Origin of the sequence: Trichococcus sp. ES5, from assembly GCF_900067165.1 — a bacterium.
GTDB lineage: Bacteria > Bacillota > Bacilli > Lactobacillales > Aerococcaceae > Trichococcus > Trichococcus flocculiformis.
Genome location: NZ_FJND01000004.1, coordinates 120,771 through 145,758 on the forward strand (window position 1 = coordinate 120,771; position 24,988 = coordinate 145,758).

20 protein-coding genes are annotated in these 24,988 nt (G+C 46.4%); 19 read left to right on the forward strand and 1 reads right to left on the reverse strand.

All coding sequences use genetic code 11. From position 1 onward, the window contains the following. Nucleotides 1-9: 9 nt before the first annotated feature. The 7 genes from yihA (at nucleotide 10) to TES5_RS05330 (ending at nucleotide 7,416) form a co-directional block, all read left to right on the forward strand. A complete protein-coding gene (yihA, locus tag TES5_RS05300; RefSeq protein WP_068560667.1) occupies nucleotides 10-618 on the forward strand; it encodes a ribosome biogenesis GTP-binding protein YihA/YsxC in 609 nt (202 codons plus the stop codon). Nucleotides 619-891: 273 nt separating this feature from the next. After that, a complete protein-coding gene (dnaG, locus tag TES5_RS05305) occupies nucleotides 892-2,769 on the forward strand; it encodes a DNA primase (RefSeq protein WP_068560669.1) in 1,878 nt (625 codons plus the stop codon). Nucleotides 2,770-2,795: 26 nt separating this feature from the next. Then, nucleotides 2,796-3,932, forward strand: coding sequence for an RNA polymerase sigma factor RpoD (rpoD, locus tag TES5_RS05310; RefSeq protein WP_068560671.1), 1,137 nt, complete (start codon nucleotides 2,796-2,798; stop codon nucleotides 3,930-3,932). Nucleotides 3,933-4,068: 136 nt separating this feature from the next. Continuing rightward, nucleotides 4,069-4,770: a tRNA (adenine(22)-N(1))-methyltransferase gene (locus tag TES5_RS05315; protein WP_068560673.1), complete on the forward strand. Its 702-nt coding sequence runs from the start codon at nucleotides 4,069-4,071 to the stop codon at nucleotides 4,768-4,770. Further along, nucleotides 4,767-5,900 carry a Nif3-like dinuclear metal center hexameric protein gene (locus tag TES5_RS05320; protein WP_068560675.1) on the forward strand — a complete coding sequence of 378 codons (1,134 nt, stop codon included), beginning with the start codon at nucleotides 4,767-4,769 and terminating at the stop codon, nucleotides 5,898-5,900. Before TES5_RS05315 ends, TES5_RS05320 begins: the two co-directional genes overlap by 4 nt. Nucleotides 5,901-5,914: 14 nt before the next feature. Beyond that, on the forward strand, nucleotides 5,915-7,156 hold the full coding sequence (pepT, locus tag TES5_RS05325) for a peptidase T (protein ID WP_068560677.1): 1,242 nt from the start codon (nucleotides 5,915-5,917) through the stop codon (nucleotides 7,154-7,156). Beyond that, nucleotides 7,153-7,416: a DUF1294 domain-containing protein gene (locus tag TES5_RS05330; RefSeq protein ID WP_068560679.1), complete on the forward strand. Its 264-nt coding sequence runs from the start codon at nucleotides 7,153-7,155 to the stop codon at nucleotides 7,414-7,416. Before pepT ends, TES5_RS05330 begins: the two co-directional genes overlap by 4 nt. Before the next feature lie 40 nt (nucleotides 7,417-7,456). Here TES5_RS05330 and TES5_RS05335 read toward each other — a convergent pair whose 3' ends face one another. Then, a complete protein-coding gene (locus TES5_RS05335; protein WP_068560681.1) occupies nucleotides 7,457-8,308 on the reverse strand; it encodes a DegV family protein in 852 nt (283 codons plus the stop codon). A gap of 173 nt (nucleotides 8,309-8,481) precedes the next feature. Here TES5_RS05335 and truB point away from each other — a divergent pair, with 173 nt between their 5' ends. From truB to TES5_RS05395, 12 genes are all read left to right on the forward strand, one after another. Next, on the forward strand, nucleotides 8,482-9,393 hold the full coding sequence (gene truB, locus TES5_RS05340) for a tRNA pseudouridine(55) synthase TruB (RefSeq protein ID WP_068560683.1): 912 nt from the start codon (nucleotides 8,482-8,484) through the stop codon (nucleotides 9,391-9,393). 22 nt (nucleotides 9,394-9,415) lie between these two features. Next, nucleotides 9,416-10,378: a riboflavin biosynthesis protein RibF gene (gene ribF / locus TES5_RS05345; protein ID WP_068560685.1), complete on the forward strand. Its 963-nt coding sequence runs from the start codon at nucleotides 9,416-9,418 to the stop codon at nucleotides 10,376-10,378. Beyond that, the gene (gene hemW / locus TES5_RS05350) at nucleotides 10,379-11,509 is read left to right on the forward strand and encodes a radical SAM family heme chaperone HemW (protein ID WP_068560686.1); all 1,131 of its coding nucleotides are present in this window, start codon (nucleotides 10,379-10,381) and stop codon (nucleotides 11,507-11,509) included. It begins immediately after the preceding gene. Nucleotides 11,510-11,644: 135 nt separating this feature from the next. Beyond that, on the forward strand, nucleotides 11,645-12,679 hold the full coding sequence (gene hrcA, locus TES5_RS05355; RefSeq protein WP_068560688.1) for a heat-inducible transcriptional repressor HrcA: 1,035 nt from the start codon (nucleotides 11,645-11,647) through the stop codon (nucleotides 12,677-12,679). Nucleotides 12,680-12,701: 22 nt separating this feature from the next. Beyond that, the gene (gene grpE, locus TES5_RS05360) at nucleotides 12,702-13,238 is read left to right on the forward strand and encodes a nucleotide exchange factor GrpE (RefSeq protein ID WP_068560690.1); all 537 of its coding nucleotides are present in this window, start codon (nucleotides 12,702-12,704) and stop codon (nucleotides 13,236-13,238) included. 45 nt (nucleotides 13,239-13,283) lie between these two features. After that, nucleotides 13,284-15,104: a molecular chaperone DnaK gene (dnaK, locus tag TES5_RS05365; RefSeq protein ID WP_068560692.1), complete on the forward strand. Its 1,821-nt coding sequence runs from the start codon at nucleotides 13,284-13,286 to the stop codon at nucleotides 15,102-15,104. A gap of 99 nt (nucleotides 15,105-15,203) precedes the next feature. Further along, nucleotides 15,204-16,343, forward strand: coding sequence for a molecular chaperone DnaJ (gene dnaJ / locus TES5_RS05370; protein ID WP_068560694.1), 1,140 nt, complete (start codon nucleotides 15,204-15,206; stop codon nucleotides 16,341-16,343). Nucleotides 16,344-16,557: 214 nt separating this feature from the next. Then, a complete protein-coding gene (locus TES5_RS05375; RefSeq protein ID WP_068560696.1) occupies nucleotides 16,558-18,204 on the forward strand; it encodes a phosphoenolpyruvate carboxykinase (ATP) in 1,647 nt (548 codons plus the stop codon). Nucleotides 18,205-18,422: 218 nt separating this feature from the next. Next, a complete protein-coding gene (gene lepA, locus TES5_RS05380; protein ID WP_068560699.1) occupies nucleotides 18,423-20,246 on the forward strand; it encodes a translation elongation factor 4 in 1,824 nt (607 codons plus the stop codon). 389 nt (nucleotides 20,247-20,635) lie between these two features. Next, nucleotides 20,636-21,196 carry an alkyl hydroperoxide reductase subunit C gene (gene ahpC, locus TES5_RS05385; RefSeq protein WP_068560700.1) on the forward strand — a complete coding sequence of 187 codons (561 nt, stop codon included), beginning with the start codon at nucleotides 20,636-20,638 and terminating at the stop codon, nucleotides 21,194-21,196. 11 nt (nucleotides 21,197-21,207) lie between these two features. Further along, nucleotides 21,208-22,740 carry an alkyl hydroperoxide reductase subunit F gene (gene ahpF, locus TES5_RS05390; protein ID WP_068560703.1) on the forward strand — a complete coding sequence of 511 codons (1,533 nt, stop codon included), beginning with the start codon at nucleotides 21,208-21,210 and terminating at the stop codon, nucleotides 22,738-22,740. Between the two features lie 444 nt (nucleotides 22,741-23,184). Beyond that, nucleotides 23,185-24,861, forward strand: a complete 1,677-nt coding sequence (locus TES5_RS05395) for a formate--tetrahydrofolate ligase (protein WP_068560848.1) — start codon at nucleotides 23,185-23,187, stop codon at nucleotides 24,859-24,861. The last annotated feature ends 127 nt before the right edge of the window (nucleotides 24,862-24,988 follow it).

Consider the following 24,988-nt stretch of genomic DNA (forward strand, 5'->3'; position numbering starts at 1 on the left):
TGAAAACAAATGCATGTAAAAGAAGCAGAAATCGTAATGAGTGCGGTCGATCCGAAACAATACCCAGACACCGGTTTTGCTGAAATTGCTTTGGCGGGACGGTCCAACGTGGGCAAGTCTTCGTTCATCAACAAGTTGATCAATCGCAAAGCGTTAGCGCGGACATCCAGCAAACCGGGAAAGACCCAGACTTTGAACTTCTATTTGATTAATAATTCATTTTATTTTGTGGATGTTCCAGGTTATGGTTACGCGAAAGTTTCGAAGACGGAACGGGCGAAATGGGGCCAGATGCTGGAGACGTACTTTACACAACGGGACACATTGCGTCATGTCTTTTTGGTTGTCGATTTTCGTCACGAACCAACCGAAGACGATATTCAGATGAAGGATTTTATCGAGTACTACAATCTTCCTTATTCCGTCATCGCGACCAAATGCGATAAAATACCGCGCGGAAAATGGAATCAACATTTTTATCGCATCAAGAAAGCGTTGAATCTTCCGAGCGATGAGTCCTTGATCATGTTCTCAAAAGAAACGGGTGAGGGTTTTGAAAAGGCCTGGACATTGATTGAAGGAATACTGGCTGAGTATGATGAGGCCGCACAGGATTAGCAAAAAAATGGGCAACATCCTACTATTGGATGTTGCCCATTGTTCGTCCATTCGTTACGATGGATAGCTAACGTTCTTGTCATCGACGAATGGTAAATGCGGGGACCGAAAACAGCTGATTCGGCGCACGCTCTTATGATCGAAACAATCGCAACAGCAGAGCTGACCAATTGGATTAAAGTTTGCTTGTGTGCCAAAAATGTGGTAAAATCTAATTTGCATCTTTATGCTCGTTTTTATAAAATGGAGAGATTTCTTCAAGGTGGGAGACATTTGGCAGAACGTATTTCAGAAGAAAAATTAGCGCAAATCAGAACCGAAACGAATATTGTCGATGTCGTCAGCCAATATGTACAACTTAAAAAAAGAGGCAAGAACCATTTCGGATTTTGCCCGTTCCATGACGAAAAGACCCCCTCTTTTTCTGTGGCAGAAGAAAAACAGATTTTTCACTGCTTCAGTTGCGGAAGAGGTGGGAATGTTTTTACTTTTTTGATGGATGTGGAGGGTATTTCCTTTGTTGAAGCAGTCATTAAGACAGCCGAATTAAGCAACATTGAGTTGGATTTCTCGTACGAAAACCATGCGCAGGATAATCCACTGCAGTCAAAGAAAGAAAAACTGACCCAAATCCATGAGGAAGCGGCGGCTTTTTACCATCAGGTCCTCATGAATACCGTAACGGGGCAAGCTGCGCTTGATTACATGATCCAACGCGGCTTCACGCCGGAGACACTGAAAGAATATCAGATAGGTTTTTCTCCATCCAATCGGACGGCACTCTTTCAAATGCTGAAAGCGAAGGCGTTCGATGAAGGGCTCCTTCAGGAAAGTGGTATATTCACGGATAGACAAGGCCAAAACGAACTCTACGATCGGTTCTCTTCCAGGATCATTTTTCCATTGCGTAATGCTAAAGGAAAGACGGTCGCTTTTTCCGGCAGAATTCTGCATGCTTCCCCAGTGGATGACACAGGTTATCATGAAGCAAAATACTTGAACAGCCCCGAAACACTTTTGTTCAACAAACGGGATTTCCTTTTCAACTTCGATAAAGCCCGCAGTGAGATCCGAAGGCATTCAGAAGTGATCCTTTTCGAAGGATACATGGATGTCATATCCGCTTGGCAAGCGGGAGTGAAAAATGGTGTTGCCTCGATGGGGACCAGTCTGACGGAAGAACAGAACCGTATATTGACGAAAACCGCTGATAAAATAGTCATTGCCTATGACGGTGATCGTCCCGGGGTCGAAGCAACGAAGCGCGCCATAGAGATACTGGAACGCAACAAGCACTTCGATATCTCCATTTTCCCGCTGGAAGCAGGCATGGACCCGGATGAATACATCCAGCAGAAAGGTCCGGAGGCATTTGCGAAAGCACTGAGCAACAACAGGGAGACAGTCATTCAGTTCTATTCACGCTACCTCAAGATGAATCTGAACCTGGATTCTGAAAAAAATCGCATCACCTATATCGAAACTATGCTTAAGGCATTGGCTCCCTTGGATTCTCTGGTCGAAAGAGAGCTTTACATGAAGGACATCGCGGATGAATTCAGTATTCCGATCGATATTCTGCAGAAGCAATTGAAGGGTTATCAGCAAGAGGTGCTTCAGCAAAGACCTGAACGCGAGCCGGTCAGAAGAACCGCGCCGCAAGATGCCACTCAACACGCGCTGTATCCAAGCACGAATAAACGCAAAGTGACCCAGGCTGAGCAAAGCGAAAAGCAGCTGCTTTACCGTCTGTTTCATTTCGAAGAAGTCTGGTCGTATCTGAATGAAATTGACGCAGATTTCCATTTCATCCATGATGACTATCAGACGATCTACATTTTGTATGAAGAGTTTTTCAGACAAATTGGGCTGGTCGGCAATATCGATCAATTCTTGGACCGCATCAATAATCCGGCTCTTCAAAACGTGATCACGGAGATTGAATGGTTCCAATTGGATTCGGAAGCCACCTATCAGGAAATTCAGGATCTCGTCCATATCATCCGGGACAAGTCGTCTTTACAGGATCAACTGACCAAGAAACAGGCAGAGATGAAGGAAGCGCGAAAGAAAAATGACAATGAACGTCTGAAGACAATCATGTTAGAAATCGTTTCGCTCTCAAAAGAATTAAAAGCAACAAAGAAATAGCCCGCATCGAATGGAGGAATCATTTTATGGCAATCGAAAAAAATGATCAAGGTTTAACGATAGAACAGGTAACCAAAAAGCTGATCGCAGAACATAAATTACTGGGGTCCGTCTTCTACGACGAATTGGCTGATAAGATAGCTACACCTTTCCAATTGGACGCGGATGACATGGATAAACTCATACAAAAAATGGAAGACGGCGGTGTCAGTGTCGTAGACGCAGACGGCGGCCCGACAGCGCGTCAACTTGCCAAAGAAACAGTGAAGCCAGAAAAAGCAGCCACATCCAAAAAGGACGAAGAAGAAGACCCGATGGCTGTGCCTCCCGGAGTGAAAATCAATGACCCTGTCCGTATGTACTTGAAGGAAATCGGCCGCGTGCCTTTGTTGAACGCAGAGGAAGAAGTCAATTTGGCCTTGCGCATCAAAGACGGCGATCAAGAAGCAAAACAGCAATTGGCTGAGGCCAACTTGCGTCTGGTTGTTTCCATCGCGAAACGTTATGTCGGTCGGGGCATGCAGTTCCTGGATCTGATCCAGGAAGGTAATATGGGACTGATGAAGGCTGTCGAAAAATTTGACCATACGAAAGGGTTCAAATTCTCCACCTATGCCACTTGGTGGATTCGTCAAGCCATCACCCGTGCCATCGCCGACCAAGCCAGAACGATCCGTATCCCTGTGCATATGGTTGAAACGATCAATAAATTGGTTCGGATCCAACGGCAATTACTGCAGGATCTTGGGCGCGAACCGACACCTGAAGAAATCGGCGCCGAGATGGATCTTCCGACCGAAAAAGTCAGAGAGATCCTGAAAATTGCTCAGGAGCCTGTTTCCTTGGAAACGCCTATCGGGGAAGAAGATGATTCTCATTTGGGCGACTTCATTGAAGATCAGGATGTCTTGAGTCCAGCTGAGCATACTGCTCAGACACTTCTGAAGGAACAACTTGAGGAAGTGTTGGACACTTTGACCGACCGCGAGGAAAACGTTCTTCGTCTGCGCTTCGGTCTTGATGACGGGAATGTCAGGACATTGGAGCAAGTAGGGAAGGTATTCGGCGTAACCCGCGAGCGGATCCGTCAAATCGAAGCGAAAGCTTTACGCAAACTGCGTCATCCAAGCCGTTCGAAACAATTAAAAGATTTTCTTGAGTAATAAGCATCTGACCCGAGTTATTGCACTCGGGTTTTTCTTATGCCGTTTTCCGAGTGATATCAGGTTTTATGGGATATCTGGAAGGGAATTGTGCTAAAATAGTACTATCAGCAAAAATGGAAAGGGAGGGATGAGGTTGAATATTCAACAATTATCCGTAAGACTCGAGACAGTCGCAGGCTTTGTGCCGAAAAATGCGAGACTGGCCGATATAGGCTCGGATCACGCCTATTTGCCTTGTGTTTTGGCGGCGCGCGATGTCGTCAGTTACGCATTGGCAGGGGAAGTTGTGAAAGGCCCATTCGAATCGGCAGCGGAACAGATCAAAACATCAGGAGTGGGCGATCGCGTCAGCGCTAGGCTTGGCGATGGCATGGATGTAATTGAGACGACAGACGATATCAACGTCGTCACCATCTGCGGGATGGGTGGGGACTTGATTTCCAAAATTCTGGAAAAAGGCAGACTGAAAGATAAACTGGTCGGTGTGGAACGATTGATTCTTCAGCCCAATAACGGAGAAAAGAAACTGCGTGAATGGCTGATTGGCCATCAATACAAAATCATCGACGAAACGATATTGGAAGAAAATGGTAAGATTTATGAAATCCTCGTTGCCGAGAAGGCAGAGTCGCCAGAAAACTACACCGATTTAGAATATAGCTTCGGACGTTTCCTGCTTCAGGGAAAAAATGATATTTTCCGCAAAAAATGGTCAGCCGAAATCGATAAATGCCAATACATATTGGACAGTATGCAAAAAGCAAGCAACGATCTGAATGAAAAAGAACAGCAAGTGATCAATAAAATCAATGAAATTAAAGAGGTGCTGAAATGACAAGCATTACGGGTTATGAATTCATCGAGTTATTTGAATCGCATGTTCCGACTTGGTTGGCAGAGGACGGGGATCCAGTGGGACTCCATTTGGGAGACCTAAGCCGTCCGGTCCGCCGTATTTTGGTGACACTTGATGTCCGTCCCGAAGTCGTCCAAGAGGCCATCGATAAGAAAGCCGATTTTATCTTTTCCCATCACCCGCCGATCTACCGACCGTTGAAAAATCTGGATGTATCCGACAAGCAAACAAAAATGTACGTTGATTTGCTCAAGCATGACATCAGTGTCTATGCGGCCCACACGAATCTCGACAATGCGAATAACGGGATGAACGATTGGCTTTCTGAGGCATTGGGGTTGTTGGACGTTGAAATCATGGATGTCACAAAGCGTGTGCCTGTGAAGAAAATATCCGTATGTGTACCGAATGCCGAATGCAATCGTGTCCGCTTGGCTATGGCCGATGCGGGAGCGGGCAACATTTCCGATGAATATAGTCATTGCTCATTTGAGGCGCAAGGCGTTGGCCGATTCACTCCCATGGAAGGTGCTAAGCCTGCCATAGGCCATATAAACGAACCAGAGGAAGTCCAAGAGAAAAAGATTGAAATGATCGTCGAAGATAAATACTTAGCTGATGTCTTGGAGGCGCTGTATGAAGTGCATCCTTACGAAGAGCCCGTCTACGAAGTATACACAATCAATAATTTCCAACGCGAATACGGCTTAGGAAGGGTCGGTAATTTGGCTTTGCCGATGTCTTTGCGCTCCTTCATCCAGTACGTCAAGGATGTTTTCCAGATCGAGGGCATGCGTTTCATAGCAGCTGATTTGGATCAGACAATCAGTCGTGTTGCCATCTGCGGCGGGGATGCCGGCAAATATTACCGGAAAGCAATCGAAAAGGGTGCGGATGTGTACATCACTGGCGATGTCTACTACCACACGGCCCACGATATGCAGGCTGATGGACTGACCGTCATAGACCCAGGCCATCATATCGAGCAGATTTGTAAACCGAAATTATTGGAATTATTCAATGAATGGAAAAAAGAAAATGAGTGGGATCTGGAAGTCATCGCTTCCGAAATCAACACGGATCCTTTTATTTTCGATAGTCAATTGTGAAAGGGTGTCAAAGCATGCAAGAAAAATTAGTGGACCGTTTCTTTAAATACATAAAATTCGAGACAAGATCGGATGAAAAAAGTCTGACAGTGCCCTCAACCCAAAATCAGGTGGATTTCGCAAAAATGGTTTTGATGCCGGAACTGGAAGAAATCGGGCTTTCGGATATCCAATACAATGCAACGAATGGATTCGTGACAGCACTTTTGCCGCGCAACTCAGAGAAAGAGTTCCCTACAATCGGGTTCATCGCTCATATGGACACAGCTGATTTCGAGGCAGCGAATGTAAATCCGCTTATTTGGGAACACTATGCGGGCAACGATCTGATTTTGGATGCGGAAGCGCAGGTGATGCTTTCGCCCAAGGACTTCCCTGCGTTGAAGAACTACATCGGTCAGACATTGATCACTACCGATGGAAAAACGTTGTTGGGTGCTGACGACAAAGCTGGCATCGCTGAAATCATCACAGCCTTGGAAGCGATAAAAGCAGCGGATGACATAGAGCATGGGGACATCAAAGTCGCCTTCGGGCCCGATGAAGAAATTGGCCGCGGAGCCGATCTTTTTGATGTGACTGCTTTTGGTTGCGACTTTGCCTACACGATGGATGGCGGTCCGTTGGGTGAACTTGAATACGAAAGTTTCAATGCGGCGCAAGCCATCGTGACGATCCGTGGCAAAAACGTGCATCCAGGCACTGCCAAGGACACAATGGTGAATGCGATCAAATTAGCTATCGCATACGACGGCGCTTTGCCGCAAAATGAAGTCCCTGAAAAGACTGAAAAGCGTGAAGGCTTCTATCATCTGTTGGGCATTGAAGGCAATGTGGAAGAAAGCAAGATGACCTACATCATCAGGGACCATGACAAGGAGCTTTTCGAGAACAAGAAAACAACCATGCTTGCGCTGGCAGAGCGCATGAACAAGGAATTGACCGAGGACCGCATTTCTATCGAAATGCACGATCAATACTACAACATGGGTGAAGTGCTGAAGAACGATATGCGTCCGGTCGATTTGGCGGAAACAGCGATGAAGGCATTGGGGATCAATCCAATCATCGAACCGATCCGCGGCGGGACTGACGGCTCAAAACTATCCTTCATGGGTTTGCCGACCCCGAATATTTTTGCCGGGGGAGAAAACTTCCATGGGCGCTATGAATTTGTGTCTGTCCAATCAATGGAAAAAGCAGTAGCTGTCATCGTGGAAATCATCAGACAAAGTCAGGGCTATGGAAAGCAATGAGAAACACCGTTCTGACGTATCTCGTTGTGACGAATGTTTTGCTCTTTATATTGATGGGCGTAGACAAAAAGAAAGCGCGGCAAAAAGCTTGGCGCATACCAGAACGCAATCTACTTTTGCTCGGATTTCTAGGGGGCGGGTTAGGCGGATTACTGGGGATGCATCACTTTCGCCATAAAACAAAACACCTGATTTTCAAGGTAATCTTCGGTTTGGGTACGCTCTTGATAGGAATAACAACTTATTTCGTATTCATATGAAAAAATGCCGCTATTCCCCATTCGGGAGTAGCGGCATTTTCTAATTGTTTTTTATCAGGAATTGGAAGGATACGGCTTCGGGGCCGGCATGGGTCATAACGCTTGCGCTGGCGTATGATGTGTGCATTTGGGTATTAGGGAAGGCGTTTTTCAGCATGCCGATGATTTGGTTCGAATAATCCGACAAACCGTCATGCGTGATGCCGATCGCTTCAACATCCGAGTATTTTTGTTTTAGTTCTGCGATGATCTCTTCGTACCGTTTTACGATTGCTTTGGTGCCGCGGCCTTTTACGTCGGTAGTCAACGCACCGTCGATCATTTTAAGGTTTGCTTTAATGTTCAGCAGCGTCGTGATTCGGCCCATCGTTTTTCCGATGCGTCCGCCCTTGACCATATTTTCCAGGTTGACGATGCAAATGTACAGCAACGTGCGCTCTTTGACAGCCTGGATCCGAGGCAATGCTTCCGCGACCGTCAATCCTTCAGCGGAACATTTTGCAGTTTCCAACACTTGGAAGGCGGCAGCTCTTGCGCAAAACTGAGAATCGATGGCCGTCACCTTACCGTGGGCGAGTTTAGCCGCCTGATGAGCGGAGTTTACGGTACCGCTCAATGTTTCAGTCACGTGGATGGACAGGACTTCACTACCATCCATTGTCAGTTCATTGTATTTATCCAAGAAAGTTCCCATGGATGGTTGGGATGATTTTGGCAATTCTTTAGTGTTCATCATTTTTTCGAGGAACTCAGGTTTGGTTATGGTTATTCCGTCGTAATAAATCACATTCTCAATCATGGATGAAAGCGGGATTACCGTGATTCCATATCTGTCAATTTCTTCTGCGGACAATTCCGTTGTGGAATCGGTCACAATTTTGAAGTTTGGCATATTGATTCTCCTTAAGTACAGTCATATTTCCTTAAGCATAGCAGATTTTAGAGGAAAAGTAACGCAGTTATCCTTATGATTTGCAGGCATATTTCTCTAATCTTGATGTTTTTTCCTGTAGAATAGATTATGCTATAATAGGTTAGTTGCAGAAGAAAGTGGGTTACAAATATATGGATGGAATATTACCTTTATGGAAAGAACGCGGTATGACAAGTCACGACTGCGTATTCAAATTGAGAAAAATACTGAAAACAAAAAAAGTTGGGCACACCGGAACTTTGGATCCGGAAGTTGCTGGCGTTTTGCCGATCTGCATCGGGAAAGCCACGAAAGTCGTCGAGTTTTTGACAGATACGGATAAAGCGTACGAAGGTGAAATCACTATCGGAGTCGCTACGACGACGGAAGATAGCCAAGGTGAACCGATCGCAAAGACACCTGTCGATCGAACGCTGTCATTGGCTGAAATCGACGCAGCCATGGAGGCAATGGTAGGTGAAAGCATTCAAGTTCCACCGATGTACTCCGCAGTCAAGGTGAACGGCAAGAGGTTGTATGAATATGCCCGTAAAGGATTGACCGTCGAAAAGCCGCAAAGGACTATCCAAGTGATGCATTTTGAACGGATTTCGGAACCTGTCTATCATGCGGAAGACGAAACGATGTCCTGGTGTTTCCGGGTCACTTGCGGAAAAGGGACCTATGTGAGGACTTTGGCAGTCGATTTGGGGGCAGCCTTGGGTTATCCGGCTTACATGTCAAGTTTGACCCGCACGATGAGCGGAGGCTTCACGCAGACGGATTGCCTGACGTTGCAGCAAGTAGCTGAAGCAATGGCGAATGACGTGATTGACGAGAACCTGAAACCGATTGATTCGGTATTCGCATCATATCGGCAGGTAGCACTTGATGATGAGCTGTGGGATAAAGTGAGAAATGGCGCGGTTCTGCCGAAAGTGGGACTTTTCGAAGTGATGGATGGCCCGGTTCTGTTCACCTATCAGAGCAAAATCGTGGCGATGTACGAACCGCATCCGACTAAAGCCGGTAACATAAAACCCAGAAAAATGTTCCTATCATAATCAGCAAGGAGTTGCTAACGCAATGGAAATAATACATATACACCATCCCTATGACCAAAAACAAATACCAGACGAACAAATCGTGCTGGCTTTGGGGTATTTTGACGGCGTCCATAGAGGGCATCAAGAAGTGATCAAGAGAGCAAAGGAAATTGCCGAAAAGAAGAATTTGAAATTAGCCGTCATGAGCTTCAACCATCACCCGAGCATCGTGTTCCAGAAGATGAATCCAGAAACGATGCAGTATCTGTCGACCGTCAACCGGAAGGCTGAAATATTTGAGAACCTGGGTGTTGATTATTTTTTTGTCGTCTCTTTCACATCTGCATTTGCCTCATTAAGACCACAAGAATTCGTCGACCAGTACATATGCGGCTTGCATGCTAGCGCTGTCGTCGCCGGTTTCGATTATACTTATGGTCCTAGAGAAATCGCGGATATGAAACAATTGGTGCATTATGCTAAAGACCGCTTTGAAGTCATCGAGGTCGCCGAATTGAAGAACGAAGTCGAAAAAATCAGTTCCACGCATATCCGGGAAGCATTAACCGAAGGGGATATGGAAAAAGCGAATGCATATTTAGGCTATGTCTACCAGATCGAAGGCACGGTCATTCATGGTGATGCTAGAGGCAGACTACTGGGTTTCCCGACTGCGAATATTCAGACGGAAAAGCACACGCGCTTGCCTAGGAATGGCGTATATATCGTGAGCATCAGGGTGAATGGAACGTGGCATCGCGGCACGGCTTCAATCGGGTACAATATCACTTTTGAAGCTGGCCGCGATAAGACTGTTGAAGTGTACATATTGGACTTCGATAAAATGATATACGGTGAGAACGTAGCTGTCAGATGGCACCATTTTATCCGCAGTGAGATCAAATTTTCGGGCATCGAGCAACTGATTGCGCAGCTAAAAAGCGACGAAGCGGATACAATCGCCTATTTTCAGGACTACCCTTTGGATGAGGTGACACTCTAAATGGCAGCCGCTTATTTACACATCCCATTCTGCGAGCACATCTGCTTTTATTGTGATTTCAACAAAGTGTTTCTGGAAGGCCAACCAGTCGATGAATATGTGGATGCTTTGATAAAGGAAATGCAGTTATCTAAGCTGCTGCATCCTGAAGAAACGCTAAGCACCTTCTATATCGGCGGGGGTACGCCGACCACGCTTAATGAACGACAGTTGGAAAAGCTGTTGAACGGTATCCGCAGCACCTATTCCCTGCCTAAAGGCGCCGAATTCACGATGGAAGCCAATCCGGAGAGCGTTTCATTCGAAAAATTGAAGATCATGCGGGACTACGGTGTCAACCGACTGAGTATGGGGGTCCAATCCTTCAATAACGACATCTTAAAAAAAATCGGCCGCATCCATACAGCCGAGCAGGTGTACACTTCCGTGGCCGATGCACGCAAAGCCGGATTTGATAACATGACCATCGATCTGATTTTCCGGTTGCCGAACCAAACGATGGCTGATTTTGAAGACAGCCTGAAAAAAGCACTGGAATTGGATTTGCCGCATTACTCGATTTACGCCTTGATACTTGAGAATAAAACAGTGTTCTATAACTTGATGCGTCAAGGTAAACTGCCGTTGCCTTCAGAAGACACAGAGGCCGATATGTATGCCTTGGCTATCGAGACGATGACAAAAAACGGCAGGAACCAATACGAAATCTCAAACTTTGCACTGTCGGGCTATGAATCCCAGCATAATCTTACCTATTGGAAGAATGAGACCTATTTCGGTTTCGGAGCAGGCGCGCACGGCTATATCGATGGCATCCGTTACCACAATCATGGACCGATCCAACAATATCTGGCGCCATTACGGGAAAATAATCTGCCGATTATCCGGCAGCAACAGTTATCGAAAAACGAACAAATGGAAGAAGAGATGATTCTGGGGCTGCGCACGATGGCAGGTGTCAGCCAACAGCATTTTGCCGACAAATTCCAGACTTCGTTGCTGGATCAGTATGCTAGCGTCATTTCGGATTTGGTTACAGAAGGCCTCTTGATGCTTGATGGCGACAGAATCCGTCTGACACAAAGGGGCGTTTTTCTCGGCAATGAAGTATTTCGTTCTTTCTTGATGTGAATACGCTCGTATCCGATCGGCTGCTGATAATGTTATGAAAAATGATTGTATTCCGTTGACAAAGCCTGTTACCCGTGATAAATTTATTTATGGTTAGCACTCATTGTGGTCAAGTGCTAAAGTGAGGTGAAAATCTTGTTAACAGAAAGACAGTTGCAAATTTTTGATTTAATTGTCAGGCATTACATCGAATTCGAGGAGCCGCTCGGGTCGAAGACACTTCTTAAGGAGTCTTCTTTGCCTTTAAGCTCAGCAACAATCCGCAACGAAATGATGCGGATCGAAGAATTGGGCTTCCTGGAAAAGATGCATTCTTCGTCCGGCAGGATACCATCCATCCAAGGCTATCGTTACTATGTCGATCAACTTTTAGGCAAAGAAAGCGAAGAAGTCGCTGACGAGGTCAAGCAAATGATCAAGCACGGCTTTCAGAATCCTTATCGTGAAGTGCAACAGGTCGTCGAAAAATCAGCTGAAATGTTGTCCTTTTTGACGAATTATACCGCTTTGGCGATCGGACCTGAAACAAAGGACAGCCGTTTGACGGGCTTCCGTCTGGTCGCACTCAATGAAGGACATGTGATGGCGATATTGGTGACTGACAAAGGACATGTGGAAAATCAGATTTTTTCTGTTTCGCCGGGCTTCTCAGCCACTGAGATAGAAAAAATCGTCAACATTTTCAATCAGGAACTGGTCGGCCGCACGCTGCAGGAAGTATTCGTCAAACTGCAAACGGACATTCCGTTGATTATCCGGAAGTACGTCGATGCAAAAATCGATTTCACAGCGATCTTCAATGACATTGTGGCAAAGTTGGAGCATGATCGCTTCCATGTAGGTGGTAGCATGAATCTTCTGAACCATTTGGATTCGACGATGGACAAGAATAAAGTCAAAGCCATTTTAAGCATGTTGAATGGGTCTCCGGACATCCATGCGCTTTTTTCTAACCCCAACGAGGGCGTCGGGGTCAAGATCGGTACGGAATTGAATAATGAGCTGCTGCATAATTTTAGTCTGATCACGGCTACTTATGACACGGCCGGCAACGGTAAAGGCCTGATCGCACTATTGGGGCCAACCAATATGCCTTATCAAAAAATGATCAGCATCATGAAATTTATGCGCTATGAACTTTCTGATAGCTTGAATGATCTGAACAAATAAGCACGACAAAGGAGATTTTGAAGTGGACAATAACGAAGAATTAGTGGAACAACAGGAAACAACCGTTGAAACATCAATGGAAGAGGGCCAAGAAACAGTCACAGAAATAAGTGAGGTTGAAGCATTACAGGCAACCTTATCCGAAACGGAAGACCGCTTATTGCGCCTGCAAGCAGAACTCGCAAATATCCAGAAACGCAACGCGAAAGAAAGGCAAGATGCGGCGAAATACCGTTCCCAGTCATTAGCGCTGGAGTTATTGCCGGTGATGGATAGCCTGGAGCACGCATTAGCGATTGAAGTTGAAGATGAAAAAGCTGTGAACCTGAAGAAAGGTTTGGAAATGGTCTTGAACTTGTTTACAGATGCTTTCGCCAAAGAGGGGATTTCTGCGATCAATCCGATTGATCAGCCTTTCGATCCGAATTTCCATCAATCCATCCAAGTGCAACCGGCTGCTGAAGGGCAAGCTCCTGATACAGTCGTCGCGGTAGTGCAAAAAGGATACACCTTGAAAGAACGTGTATTAAGGCCAGCAATGGTTGTCGTATCACAATAATTTTATTGATAAACATAAAAATTTCATATAGAGGGGAATAACATCATGAGCAAAATTATCGGTATTGACTTAGGAACAACAAACTCAGCTGTAGCAGTATTAGAAGGCGGAGAAGCTAAAATCATTCCAAATCCAGAGGGAAATCGCACGACACCATCTGTCGTATCATTCAAGAATGGCGAAATCCAAGTGGGCGAGGTTGCAAAGCGTCAAGCAGTGACAAACCCGAATACAATCAGCTCCATCAAACGTCATATGGGCGATGCTGGCTACAAAGTGGAAGTGGAAGGCAAGAGCTACACACCACAAGAAGTTTCAGCGATGATCCTTCAATATCTGAAAGGTTATGCGGAAGACTACCTGGGTGAAAAAGTTGAAAAAGCCGTAATTACTGTTCCAGCTTACTTCAACGATGCACAGCGTCAAGCGACTAAAGATGCGGGCAGAATTGCCGGTCTGGAAGTAGAGCGTATCGTCAACGAACCGACGGCTGCTGCTTTGGCATACGGATTGGATAAAACCGATAAAGACGAAAAAATTCTTGTATTCGACTTGGGCGGCGGTACATTCGACGTTTCCATCCTTGAATTGGGAGATGGCGTATTCGATGTATTGAGTACAGCCGGCGACAACAAATTAGGTGGAGATGACTTCGACAACAAAATCATCGACTATTTGGTTGCGGAATTCAAGAAAGAAAACGGAATCGACCTTTCAAACGACAAAATGGCGAAACAACGTCTGAAAGACGCTGCTGAAAAAGCCAAAAAAGATTTGTCAGGCGTAACGTCAACGCAAATCAGCCTGCCGTTCATCACTGCCGGCGATGCAGGTCCGTTGCACCTGGAATTGACGCTTACCCGCGCGAAATTCGATGAAATCACGTATGACTTGGTTGAACGTACAAAAGGTCCTGTACGCCAAGCTTTGAAGGATGCTGGTTTATCCACTTCCGAAATCGATGAAATCATCTTGGTCGGTGGTTCCACACGTATCCCTGCAGTCATCGCAGCAGTCCGTAAAGAAGCCGGCAAAGAGCCGAACAAATCCGTTAACCCGGATGAAGTTGTCGCAATGGGTGCTGCCATCCAAGGCGGAGTCATCTCCGGAGACGTAAAAGACATCGTATTATTGGACGTTACACCTTTATCATTGGGTATCGAAACAATGGGTGGCGTGTTCACTAAATTGATCGACCGCAATACGACAATCCCAACAAGCAAGTCACAAGTCTTCTCGACTGCAGCCGACAATCAACCTGCTGTTGATGTACATGTGTTGCAAGGGGAGCGTCCGATGGCAGCCGACAACAAAACTTTGGGTCGTTTCCAATTGACTGATATTCCAGCTGCACCTCGTGGCGTTCCACAAATCGAAGTATCATTCGATATCGATAAAAATGGTATCGTAAATGTTCGCGCCAAAGACTTGGGTACGCAAAAAGAACAAACAATCACTATCAAGTCTTCTTCCGGTCTGACTGACGAAGAAATCGAAAAAATGGTGAAAGACGCGGAAGCAAATGCTGAAGCAGACAAATTGCGCAAGGAAGAAGTTGAATTGCGCAACGAAGTGGATCAATTGATCTTCCAAACCGACAAAACTTTGAAAGAGCTTGACGGTAAGGTCGACGCTGATGAAGTGAAGAAAGCTGAAGAAGCGAGAGACGAACTGAAAGCAGCAGTCGAAGCAAATGATTTGGAACAAATGAAAACGAAGCGTGATGCTTTGAATGAACTTGTTCAAAACCTGACTGTCAAACTGTATGAGCAAGCTGCTCAAGCGCAACAACAAGAAGGTGCGCACAACACAGCGACTGACGATGGTGTCGTAGATGCCGATTTTGAAGAAGTAGACGACAAATAGTCAACTCTAACGGGAGGAAGCCAACGCTTAACTGCATTGGCTTCTCTCACTGTATAGAGAGATAAAGTTCAGATGAAGCCAATCAATGGAGGCGAAACAATGGCGAAAAGAGATTATTATGATATCTTGGGTGTGGCGAAGGATGCCACGGATGACGAGATAAAAAAAGCTTATCGGAAGCTTTCCAAGAAGTTTCACCCGGATATCAACAAAGAAGCGGGTGCAGAAGATAAATTCAAGGAACTTGCTGAAGCTTATGAAGTCTTGAGCGACGGCAATAAACGCGCAGCCTACGACCAGTACGGACATGCCAGTACCGATCCCAACTTCGGCGCAGGCGGCGGTTATGGCGGCGGCTTCGGCGGCTTCTCGGGCGGCTTTGAAGATATCTTCGATTCCTTTTTCGGAGGCGGCGGTGGGCGTGGCAGAAACCCCAACGCCCCCCGTCAAGGCTCCGATTTACAATATCGTATCCACCTTACCTTTGAAGAAGCGATTTTTGGGAAGAAAGAAACGATTCGTTACAAACGTGACGAGGAATGCAAAACTTGCAGTGGTTCCGGTGCAAAACCCGGCACACAACCAAAAACGTGTTCGAAGTGCCATGGTTCAGGAGCGATTGGTGTTGAACGGAATACGCCTTTTGGCCGCGTAATGACGCAAGCAGTCTGTGATGTCTGCGGCGGAACAGGTAAGGAAATCACGGATAAATGTACAACATGTCACGGACACGGGCATGTCGAAACTGACCACTCGGTGGCGGTTACGATCCCTCCAGGCGTTGACGATGGACAACAGATGCGCTTAAACGGACAAGGCGAAGTCGGCAGCAATGGCGGTCCGTACGGTGACTTGTATGTCGTTTTCCAAGTGGAACCAAGTGATATTTTCGATCGTGAAGGAACAGAAATCCATTACACGCTGCCGATCAGCTTCGCCCAAGCTGCATTGGGCGATGAGATTGAAGTGCCTACTGTACACGGTAAAGTCAAACTGAAAATTCCTGCGGGGACACAAACGGGCACGAGTTTCCGCCTGAAAGGCAAAGGAGCGCCACGCTTGCGGGGAACCGGAAATGGCGATCAGCACGTTAAAGTGACTGTCGTCACGCCTAAAAACCTTAACGAGAAGCAAAGAGAGGCAATCCGTGCTTTCGCAACAGCAGGCGGAGATACGTTGGTGGAAGATGAATCCAATTTTTTTGAAAAAGTTAAGGATGCCTTCAAAAATAAAAAATAAATAAACGGAATAAACCGGTGCTTTGTAAACAACAAGCCACCGGTTCATTTTTTTGCTCCAATACTATTCTGTTAGATTTTTTGTAATTAACATGAGGATTTAAACACTTTTTTTATAGAAATAGCATAAATATTCACAAAATATGGTATGTAAGGGGTTACAATTCTGCGGAATAAGATTATAATGGAAGTATCAAATAAAAGAGGTGACGTAAATGGCTACTATAGAATCGTTCAACAGATCCGAATTAAAGAAGTCCAACCCTTTACTTACGAAATTCCGGACAACGGTCGAAACAGCTTTTTATGGCAAAAACATGCAGGAAGTCACGAACATGACGGAAGCCTACGAACTTGCTCGGAACGCTGCGGGGGTAGTCGTGACCGACCTGCCTGTGCTCCATACTGAAGAGCTGGGCTTGCCGAATGATGCCAAAGTACTTGTCGAAAATGGCGGGAGAATCATCGGTCGTACTGCCCGCGCCAAACGGATCATCGGCGAGAACAAGGAAGAGGACGAAAAACTTCAAGCCATCATCATGGATGTCATTTATCAAAACAGACTGCGCCATTATTATAAAACGACAGGGTATGTAGGTTTGGATAAAGATTTCATCATCAAGGCGCATATCGCTTTTCCTGAAGGAAACGAAAACAATCTTTACTCCTGGCTGTTGAACTTCCAGTGGGACAGCCCGGAATATCAGGAGATGTATGCACAGTCGAAGCTGTACAACGAAGGCGATATCTATATCTACACAGATCCCGACTGGCGCCATCCAGATTATCCGCTAGGTGTGGCTGTATTCGAGCCTGATAAAAATGTAGCGTGTATCCTGGGAATGCAATATTTTGGTGAATTCAAAAAAGGCACGCTGACGCTTGCATGGGGAACCGGTCATCGGAATGGATTTGTTTCTTGCCACGGCGGACAAAAACACTTCCGCCTCCCGGATGGCGGGTCGTATGTCGCTTCCTTCTTTGGGCTTTCGGGGTCAGGAAAATCGACTCTGACCCATTCGAAGCATGACAACAAATATGAAGTGAAAGTACTTCATGATGATGCCTTCCTGATTGATTTGACGGATGGATCATCCATAGCATTGGAACCTTCCTATTTCGATAAAACTCAGGATTATCCGGCTGATCATCCGGAACAGAATTATTTTGTGACTGTTCAGAATGTGGGAGTGACAAAGGATAACGATGGTAAAATTGTGTTGGTCACCGAAGATATCCGAAACGGTAACGGACGCACAGTCAAATCTCGTTACTCTACTCCAAATCGCGTGGATAAATTTGAAGAACCGATCAATGCCGTCTACTGGATTATGAAGGATGATGCCTTGCCGCCTTTGGTGAAGGTGGAAGATGCGGTCTTGGCAGCAACCTTCGGAACAACGCTGGCCACAAAACGCACGACTGCGGAAACGCTTAAGAAAGGTGAGTCGACCGATACATTGGTCATCGAACCGTTCGCAAATCCGTTCCGGGTCTATCCATTGGTTGAAGATTATGATGGTTTCAAAGAACTGTTGGCTCATGAAGAAGTCGCCTGCTATATTATCAATACTGGGTTCTTCATGGGCAAAAAAATACCGAAGGAAGTATCTTTGGGCGTCATCGAAAGCGTCGTTGAAGGGAAAGCCTCATTCGTCCCATTTGGCGATGCACCGCATCTCAGTTATCTTCCGGTGAATGGTTTCGATCCTGATTTCGAAGATAAAGATTACACGAAATTGGTGAGAAAACGCATGCAGCTAAGAGAAGATTTCTTGGAAGAATTCAATGCTGCCCATCCGACAGTGCCGCTGCCTGATGAAGCCATCCAAGCATTGCAAAATATCATTGATGCGTTTTAAATTTCAATGGGAAAGAATCCGATGGAGAGCCTTCGGATTCTTTTTTTCCGCACGCGTCCGGTAGGGGTGATGACTTAGTGGTGACAGCCCACTCGATTGACATTCCGAACAAATGTGAGAAAGACTTCCCAATCTGAGTCGGCGTCTTGTCATAAAGGCTTTAGATTGGTATAATTTTTAAGTGAACGAATGGACGTCAGAGAAAGTGAGCAACGACAATGAACTTAGAAGAGATGAAGCAACGACAAAAAAAGATAAGAAATTTTTCCATCATTGCCCATATAGACCATGGGAAATCCACATTGGCGGATAGAATTCTCCAAATGACTGATACAGTCGCCGATCGTGATATGCAAGCACAATTATTGGATTCCATGGACCTCGAAAGAGAACGAGGCATTACCATAAAACTAAACGCCGTCGAATTGACTTATAGGGCCAAAGACGGAGAAGATTATATCTTCCATCTGATCGACACACCGGGACACGTCGACTTTACGTATGAAGTATCCCGCAGTTTGGCAGCCTGCGAAGGGGCCATTCTGGTAGTGGATGCTGCGCAAGGAGTCGAGGCACAAACCCTCGCCAACGTATATCTGGCTTTGGACAACAACCTGGAAATCGTGCCTGTCATCAACAAGATTGATTTGCCTGCCGCAGACCCTGAACGCGTCAGGGCTGAGGTAGAGGATGTCATCGGCATCGATGCCAGCGATGCGGTTTTAGCGAGTGCTAAAATCGGCTTAGGCATTCCTGAGCTGTTGGAACAGATTGTCACAAAAGTTCCGGCTCCGGAAGGCGACTTGGAAGCACCTTTGCAGGCTTTGGTTTTTGACTCGGTCTATGACCCATATCGGGGTGTTGTACTGAATATCCGGATCAAAAATGGCGTGGTCCGCCCAGGGGACATGATCAGATTCATGGCTAACGGCAAAGAGTATGAAGTCATCGAAGTAGGGATTTTCTCACCGAAACCGATCAAACGCGACTATTTGATGGTCGGTGATGTGGGCTATTTGACTGCCGGCATCAAAACGATCCAAGACACCCAGGTCGGGGATACGATCACGTTGGCGAACAATCCTGCCAGTGAAGCCTTGGCCGGTTACCGCAAAATGAACCCGATGGTATACTGCGGTATCTACCCAGTTGATGCATCGGACTTCAATGACTTGCGTGAAGCTTTGGAAAAACTGCAGCTGAACGATGCATCCTTGCAGTTCGAAGCGGAATCTTCGCAAGCACTCGGCTTCGGTTTCCGTACCGGATTTTTGGGCATGCTGCACATGGACGTCATCCAAGAACGGATCGAACGCGAATTCGGTTTGGACATCATCACGACGGCTCCATCTGTTATTTATCGCGTCAACAAAACCGATGGCGAATTTTTGGAGATCGACAACCCTTCAGAAATGCCCGATGCGACTACAATCGAAAGTGTTGAAGAGCCATATGTGAAAGCAAGCATGATGGTGCCTAACGACTATGTCGGCGCCGTCATGGATATCGCTCAGAAAAAACGCGGCACTTTCGTCACGATGGATTACTTGGATGATTTCCGTGTCAACGTCGTCTATGAAATGCCCCTGGCGGAGATCATATTTGATTTCTTCGATCGCTTGAAATCCAGCACGAAGGGTTATGCTTCCCTTGACTATGAACTGATCGGTTACCGTCCAAGTAAATTGGTCAAGATGGATATCCTCTTGAACGGTGAAGCAGTCGATGCCTTAAGCCTGATTGTGCATCGCGATTTCGCTTATGCACGCGGGAAAATAATCACCGAAAAACTGCGCGGATTGATTCCACGCCAACAGTTCGAAGTTCCGATCCAAGCGACAATCGGCAACAAGATTTTGGCTCGAACTACCATCAAAGCTTTGCGCAAAAACGTACTGGCTAAATGCTACGGTGGGGATATTTCACGTAAGCGTAAATTGCTCGATAAACAAAAAGAAGGCAAGAAGCGCATGAAGCAAGTCGGATCCGTCGAGGTCCCTCAAGAAGCCTTCATGGCCGTCCTGAAGATGGAAGAGGACTAACCAAAAGGCAGTCTGTAGATTCTTTAGAATACATACAATATTAGAACGCATCTGGATCATGATATTATCCAGATGCGTTCTTTTTTTAATTGAGAATAGATACGGCTAATTGAGAATGGCTTCACTGTGTTCTCGGATTTATTTTAAGGGGCAGAAGTGTAAAATCTACTTTTGGTAAGTTTCCGATGACTATATCTGGAAATGTGAGATAATAATTAAGTCAGGAAATCCTAGTTATAAAAGGATTTTTAGTTACGGAATTCCTTTTTTTCAAAAATTATCAAATAAATACAGTTCTCAGGTGTTAATACTTGACCCTTAATGATGGATTCTATATAGTTATTGATAGGTACTATTCTAAAATAATTATTCTAATTGGAGGAATCAGAATGTCATTAATCGGAAAAGAAATAGTGGAATTTAAAGCGCATGCTTATCACAAAGGTGAATTTATTGAAGTTTCATCGGAAGACCTAAAAGGAAAATGGAGCATCGTCTGTTTTTACCCTGCGGACTTCACTTTCGTTTGCCCGACTGAATTGGAAGATCTGCAAGACCAATATTCAACCTTGCAAGGCTTGGGAGTAGAGGTTTATTCCGTATCAACCGACACACACTTCACGCATAAAGCATGGCACGATCATTCACCAGCTATCGGAAAAATCGAATACACCATGATCGGAGATCCATCGCATGCGATTTCGATCGGATTTGATGTGTTGGATGAAGAAGGCTTAGCACAACGCGGAACGTTCATCATCGATCCGGACGGCATCGTGCAGGCAGTGGAAATCAACGCTGACGGCATCGGCCGTGACGCAAGCGGATTGATCGACAAAATCCGTGCAGGCCAATATGTCCGCACCCATCCAGGCGAAGTTTGCCCTGCGAAATGGAAAGAAGGCGCGGAAACATTGAAACCTAGCTTGGACTTGGTAGGTAAAATTTAAGGAGGATTCCCATGGCATTAGATACAGAAATCAAAGGGCAACTCGGCCAATATCTAGAACTGTTGGAATCGGATGTGGTTTTCAAAGCCAGTCTGGGTGAGGATGAAAATTCCGGGAAAGTCAGCGAGTTTTTGCAGGAAATTGCTGGAATGTCCGAGAAAATCACTTTCGAAACTGCAACTTTGACCCGTACGCCCAGTTTTACGATAACACGTCCGGAAACGGAAAGCGGCATCACGTTCGCCGGCCTTCCACTTGGACATGAATTCACTTCGTTCATTTTGGCTTTGCTGCAGGTAGGCGGAAGAGCCCCGAAAGTGGATGACAGCATCATCAAGCGAATTAAAGCGATCGACAAAGAGCTTCATTTTGAGACTTATGTCAGCTTGACTTGCCATAACTGTCCGGATGTTGTCCAAGCACTGAACATCATGTCCGTGCTGAACCCGAAAATCTCCCACGTTATGATCGAGGGCGGCATGTTCAAGGATGAAATCGAAGCGAAAAAAATCATGGCTGTACCGACTGTTTTCCTTAACGGGGAAGAGTTTGCCAGCGGACGCATGACAATCGAGCAATTGATCGATCAAGCCGCCGGTCCGACAAGTGCGGATGAGTTTTCCGACAAGGATATCTTCGACGTCCTTGTGGTAGGTGGAGGCCCTGCAGGCAACAGCGCGGCCATCTATGCTGCCCGTAAAGGCATCAACACCGGCATGGTCGTCGAGACCTACGGCGGACAAGTCATGGACACAGTCGGCATCGAAAATATGATCGGAACGCCTTACACGGAAGGACCGAAGCTGATGGCGCAAGTGGAAGCACATGTGAATCAGTACAAGGTCGACATCATGAAAGGCCAACGCGCGAAAAGTATCCGCAAAAATGACCTGATCGAAGTTGAGCTGGAAAACGGCGCAGTGCTCAAAGCCAAGACGGCTATTCTCACAGTCGGAGCGCATTGGCGCAATGTCAACGTTCCCGGTGAGGAAGAGTTCCGCACGAAAGGCGTCACCAACTGTCCGCATTGCGATGGTCCGTTGTTTGAAGGAAAAGACGTTGCTGTCATCGGCGGCGGCAATTCCGGCATAGAAGCGGCGATCGATTTGGCCGGATTGGCGAAACACGTATACGTGCTCGAGTTCTTGCCGGAATTGAAGGCTGATCAAGTATTGCAGGACCGTGTCCATGCTTTGAAGAACGTCACAGTCCTAACGAATGTGGCCACGAAAGCGATCACCGGGACCGATCAAGTGGAAGCAATCTCCTACGCGGACCGCGCTACGAATGAGGAGCACACCATCGCACTTGAAGGTGTCTTCGTTCAGATTGGCTTGGTTCCGAACACGGCCTGGTTGAAGGATTCCGGTGTTGCGTTGAATGAACGCGGCGAAGTCATCGTCGACAACCATGGTTCAACCAATCTGGAAGGCGTATTCGCTGCCGGAGATTGCACAAATAGTGCGTACAAACAAATCATCATCTCGATGGGCGCCGGAGCGACTGCCGCTTTGGGCGCATTCGATTACCTGATTCGCCAATAAGCTCAAATCCAGAAAGGGATTTCACCTTGAATTCCTTTCTGGATTTTTTTGACATACAGGAATTTATAAAATTTTCCAGAGTGAAAAGTGCATCACCGTAGGTGTTTCAGAAGTTTGTAAAATGTTTCATGCATCTAAAATGATGTCCAGCTTCACGGGTTAGCCCTTCGGAAAAAAGAATAAGGAACCTCTTGTCTCTGCGAGCCAAGACATACTGTTCGACTAATCTGCTGACGCAGAAAGTCTCTCAGCAATTGCGCTCTACGATGCTCATTCAGGGCCAGATTTCCTAAATTTCTTTCAGGGCTGAGCGAACCCGTTCAGCTTTTCTTAATTTTCCGGAAATGTAAGCAGTTTTATCAACCGAACGGCCATAAAACACGTTCTTTCTCTTGGTCTATGTGCTAAAATGTATGTAAACATGAAGAATTTGGAGTGATGGTTTTGAAGACGGATATCGAGATAGCTCAAGCAAATGAGATGCTTCCGATCAAAGAAGTAGCGGCAACCCTTTCCCTGACAGAAGATGATCTGAAACTGTACGGCAAATACAAGGCAAAAGTGGACATCAAGAAAATCAATTCCTTGAGTGAAGAGGCAGACGGCAAGTTGATCCTTGTCACTGCCATCAACCCTACCCCGGCTGGCGAAGGTAAATCAACCGTAACGGTCGGCCTAGGCGATGCGCTGACACGCATCGGCAAGAAAGCGATGATCGCGATGCGTGAACCTTCACTAGGGCCGACAATGGGCGTCAAGGGCGGAGCGGCAGGCGGCGGTTATGCGCAAGTGCAACCGATGCAGGATATCAACCTGCATTTCACCGGCGACATGCATGCCATCACAGCGACAAACAATACGTTATCAGCTTTGATCGATAACCATATCCAACAAGGCAATGCCTTGAACATCGATCAACGCCGGATCACCTGGAAACGCGTATTGGACATCAACGACCGGGCATTGCGCAACATCGTCATCGGATTGGGCGGACCGATCCAAGGCGTTCCCCGCCAAGACGGCTTCGATATCACTGTAGCGAGCGAAATCATGGCAATCCTATGCTTATCGACTTCGCTGACGGATTTGAAGAACCGGATCGGGAACATTGTCATCGGTTATACGTTTGATCGGGCACCCGTCACTGTCAGAGACTTGAAAGTGGAAGGCGCATTGACGTTGCTGATGAAGGATGCTTTGGAGCCGAATCTGGTCCAAACGTTGTATCATACGCCAGCATTTGTGCATGGCGGACCGTTCGCCAATATCGCGCACGGCTGCAACAGCGTATTGGCAACCAAAACAGCCTTGAAATTGGCTGACTACGTCATTACGGAAGCCGGTTTCGGAGCCGACTTGGGTGCTGAGAAGTTCATGGACATCAAAGTACCGCAACTAGGCAAGAGCCCGGATGCAGTCGTTATCGTAGCGACCGTGCGCTCTTTGAAGATGCACGGCGGCGTATTGGTGAAGGACCTCAATAGCGGTGAAAATGTCGAAGCGGTCAAAGCCGGCTTCGCAAATCTGCAGAAGCACATTGAAAACATGCAGCAGTACGGTGTGCCTGTCGTCGTGGCGCTCAATGAATTCACGAACGACACTGCGGCGGAAATTGAAGCAGTCGTCAGTCTGTGTGCGGCTCAGGAAGTCGAATGCATCCAGACAGCAGTTTGGGCAAAAGGCGCTGAAGGCGGAGAAGCGTTGGCGAACGCTGTCGTCAAAGCAATCGATGAAAACACAAAAGCTTTCGTTCCCCTTTATGTGGCGGAAGACAGCGGCATCGAAGAAAAAATCGAAACGATCGTCACCAAAATTTATGGCGGCAAAAGTGTCATCTATTCCAAAGAAGCCAAAAACCAACTGCGCCAGTACAAGAAGAATGGCTGGGACCGTTTGCCGGTATGTATGGCAAAAACACAGTATTCCTTGTCAGATGATCAGCAAGCAATCGGCCGTCCGGAAAACTTCGACATCACCATTCGTTCCTTTGTTCCGAAGATCGGAGCCGGGTTCGTCGTTGCGTTAACGGGGGATATCCTGACCATGCCGGGTCTGCCGAAAGAACCGGCTGCTTTGCGCATGGACGTCACCGAAGATGGTGTCGTTACAGGCTTGTTCTAATTTCATAGAAACTTCAGAAAAGAGAGGGTTTATCCCTCTCTTTTCTTCTGCGTAGAGTGTCCTGATATGATACAATGTCAAGAGACTATCAAGATCCCTGAACATAAAACGACATGGATTGAAAACA

What these genes read in the sequence shown, in the direction of transcription:
- hemW (WP_068560686.1), top strand. Translation starts at nt 10,379, where the DNA reads ATGGCAGCCGCTTATTTACACATCCCATTCTGCGAGCACATCTGCTTT.
- dnaJ (WP_068560694.1), top strand. Translation starts at nt 15,204, where the DNA reads ATGGCGAAAAGAGATTATTATGATATCTTGGGTGTGGCGAAGGATGCC.
- yihA (WP_068560667.1), top strand. Translation starts at nt 10, where the DNA reads ATGCATGTAAAAGAAGCAGAAATCGTAATGAGTGCGGTCGATCCGAAA.
- ahpC (WP_068560700.1), top strand. Translation starts at nt 20,636, where the DNA reads ATGTCATTAATCGGAAAAGAAATAGTGGAATTTAAAGCGCATGCTTAT.
- TES5_RS05320 (WP_068560675.1), top strand. Translation starts at nt 4,767, where the DNA reads ATGACAAGCATTACGGGTTATGAATTCATCGAGTTATTTGAATCGCAT.
- TES5_RS05335 (WP_068560681.1), bottom strand. Translation starts at nt 8,308, where the DNA reads ATGCCAAACTTCAAAATTGTGACCGATTCCACAACGGAATTGTCCGCA.
- TES5_RS05375 (WP_068560696.1), top strand. Translation starts at nt 16,558, where the DNA reads ATGGCTACTATAGAATCGTTCAACAGATCCGAATTAAAGAAGTCCAAC.
- dnaK (WP_068560692.1), top strand. Translation starts at nt 13,284, where the DNA reads ATGAGCAAAATTATCGGTATTGACTTAGGAACAACAAACTCAGCTGTA.
- rpoD (WP_068560671.1), top strand. Translation starts at nt 2,796, where the DNA reads ATGGCAATCGAAAAAAATGATCAAGGTTTAACGATAGAACAGGTAACC.
- ribF (WP_068560685.1), top strand. Translation starts at nt 9,416, where the DNA reads ATGGAAATAATACATATACACCATCCCTATGACCAAAAACAAATACCA.
- pepT (WP_068560677.1), top strand. Translation starts at nt 5,915, where the DNA reads ATGCAAGAAAAATTAGTGGACCGTTTCTTTAAATACATAAAATTCGAG.
- lepA (WP_068560699.1), top strand. Translation starts at nt 18,423, where the DNA reads ATGAACTTAGAAGAGATGAAGCAACGACAAAAAAAGATAAGAAATTTT.
- ahpF (WP_068560703.1), top strand. Translation starts at nt 21,208, where the DNA reads ATGGCATTAGATACAGAAATCAAAGGGCAACTCGGCCAATATCTAGAA.
- TES5_RS05330 (WP_068560679.1), top strand. Translation starts at nt 7,153, where the DNA reads ATGAGAAACACCGTTCTGACGTATCTCGTTGTGACGAATGTTTTGCTC.
- truB (WP_068560683.1), top strand. Translation starts at nt 8,482, where the DNA reads ATGGATGGAATATTACCTTTATGGAAAGAACGCGGTATGACAAGTCAC.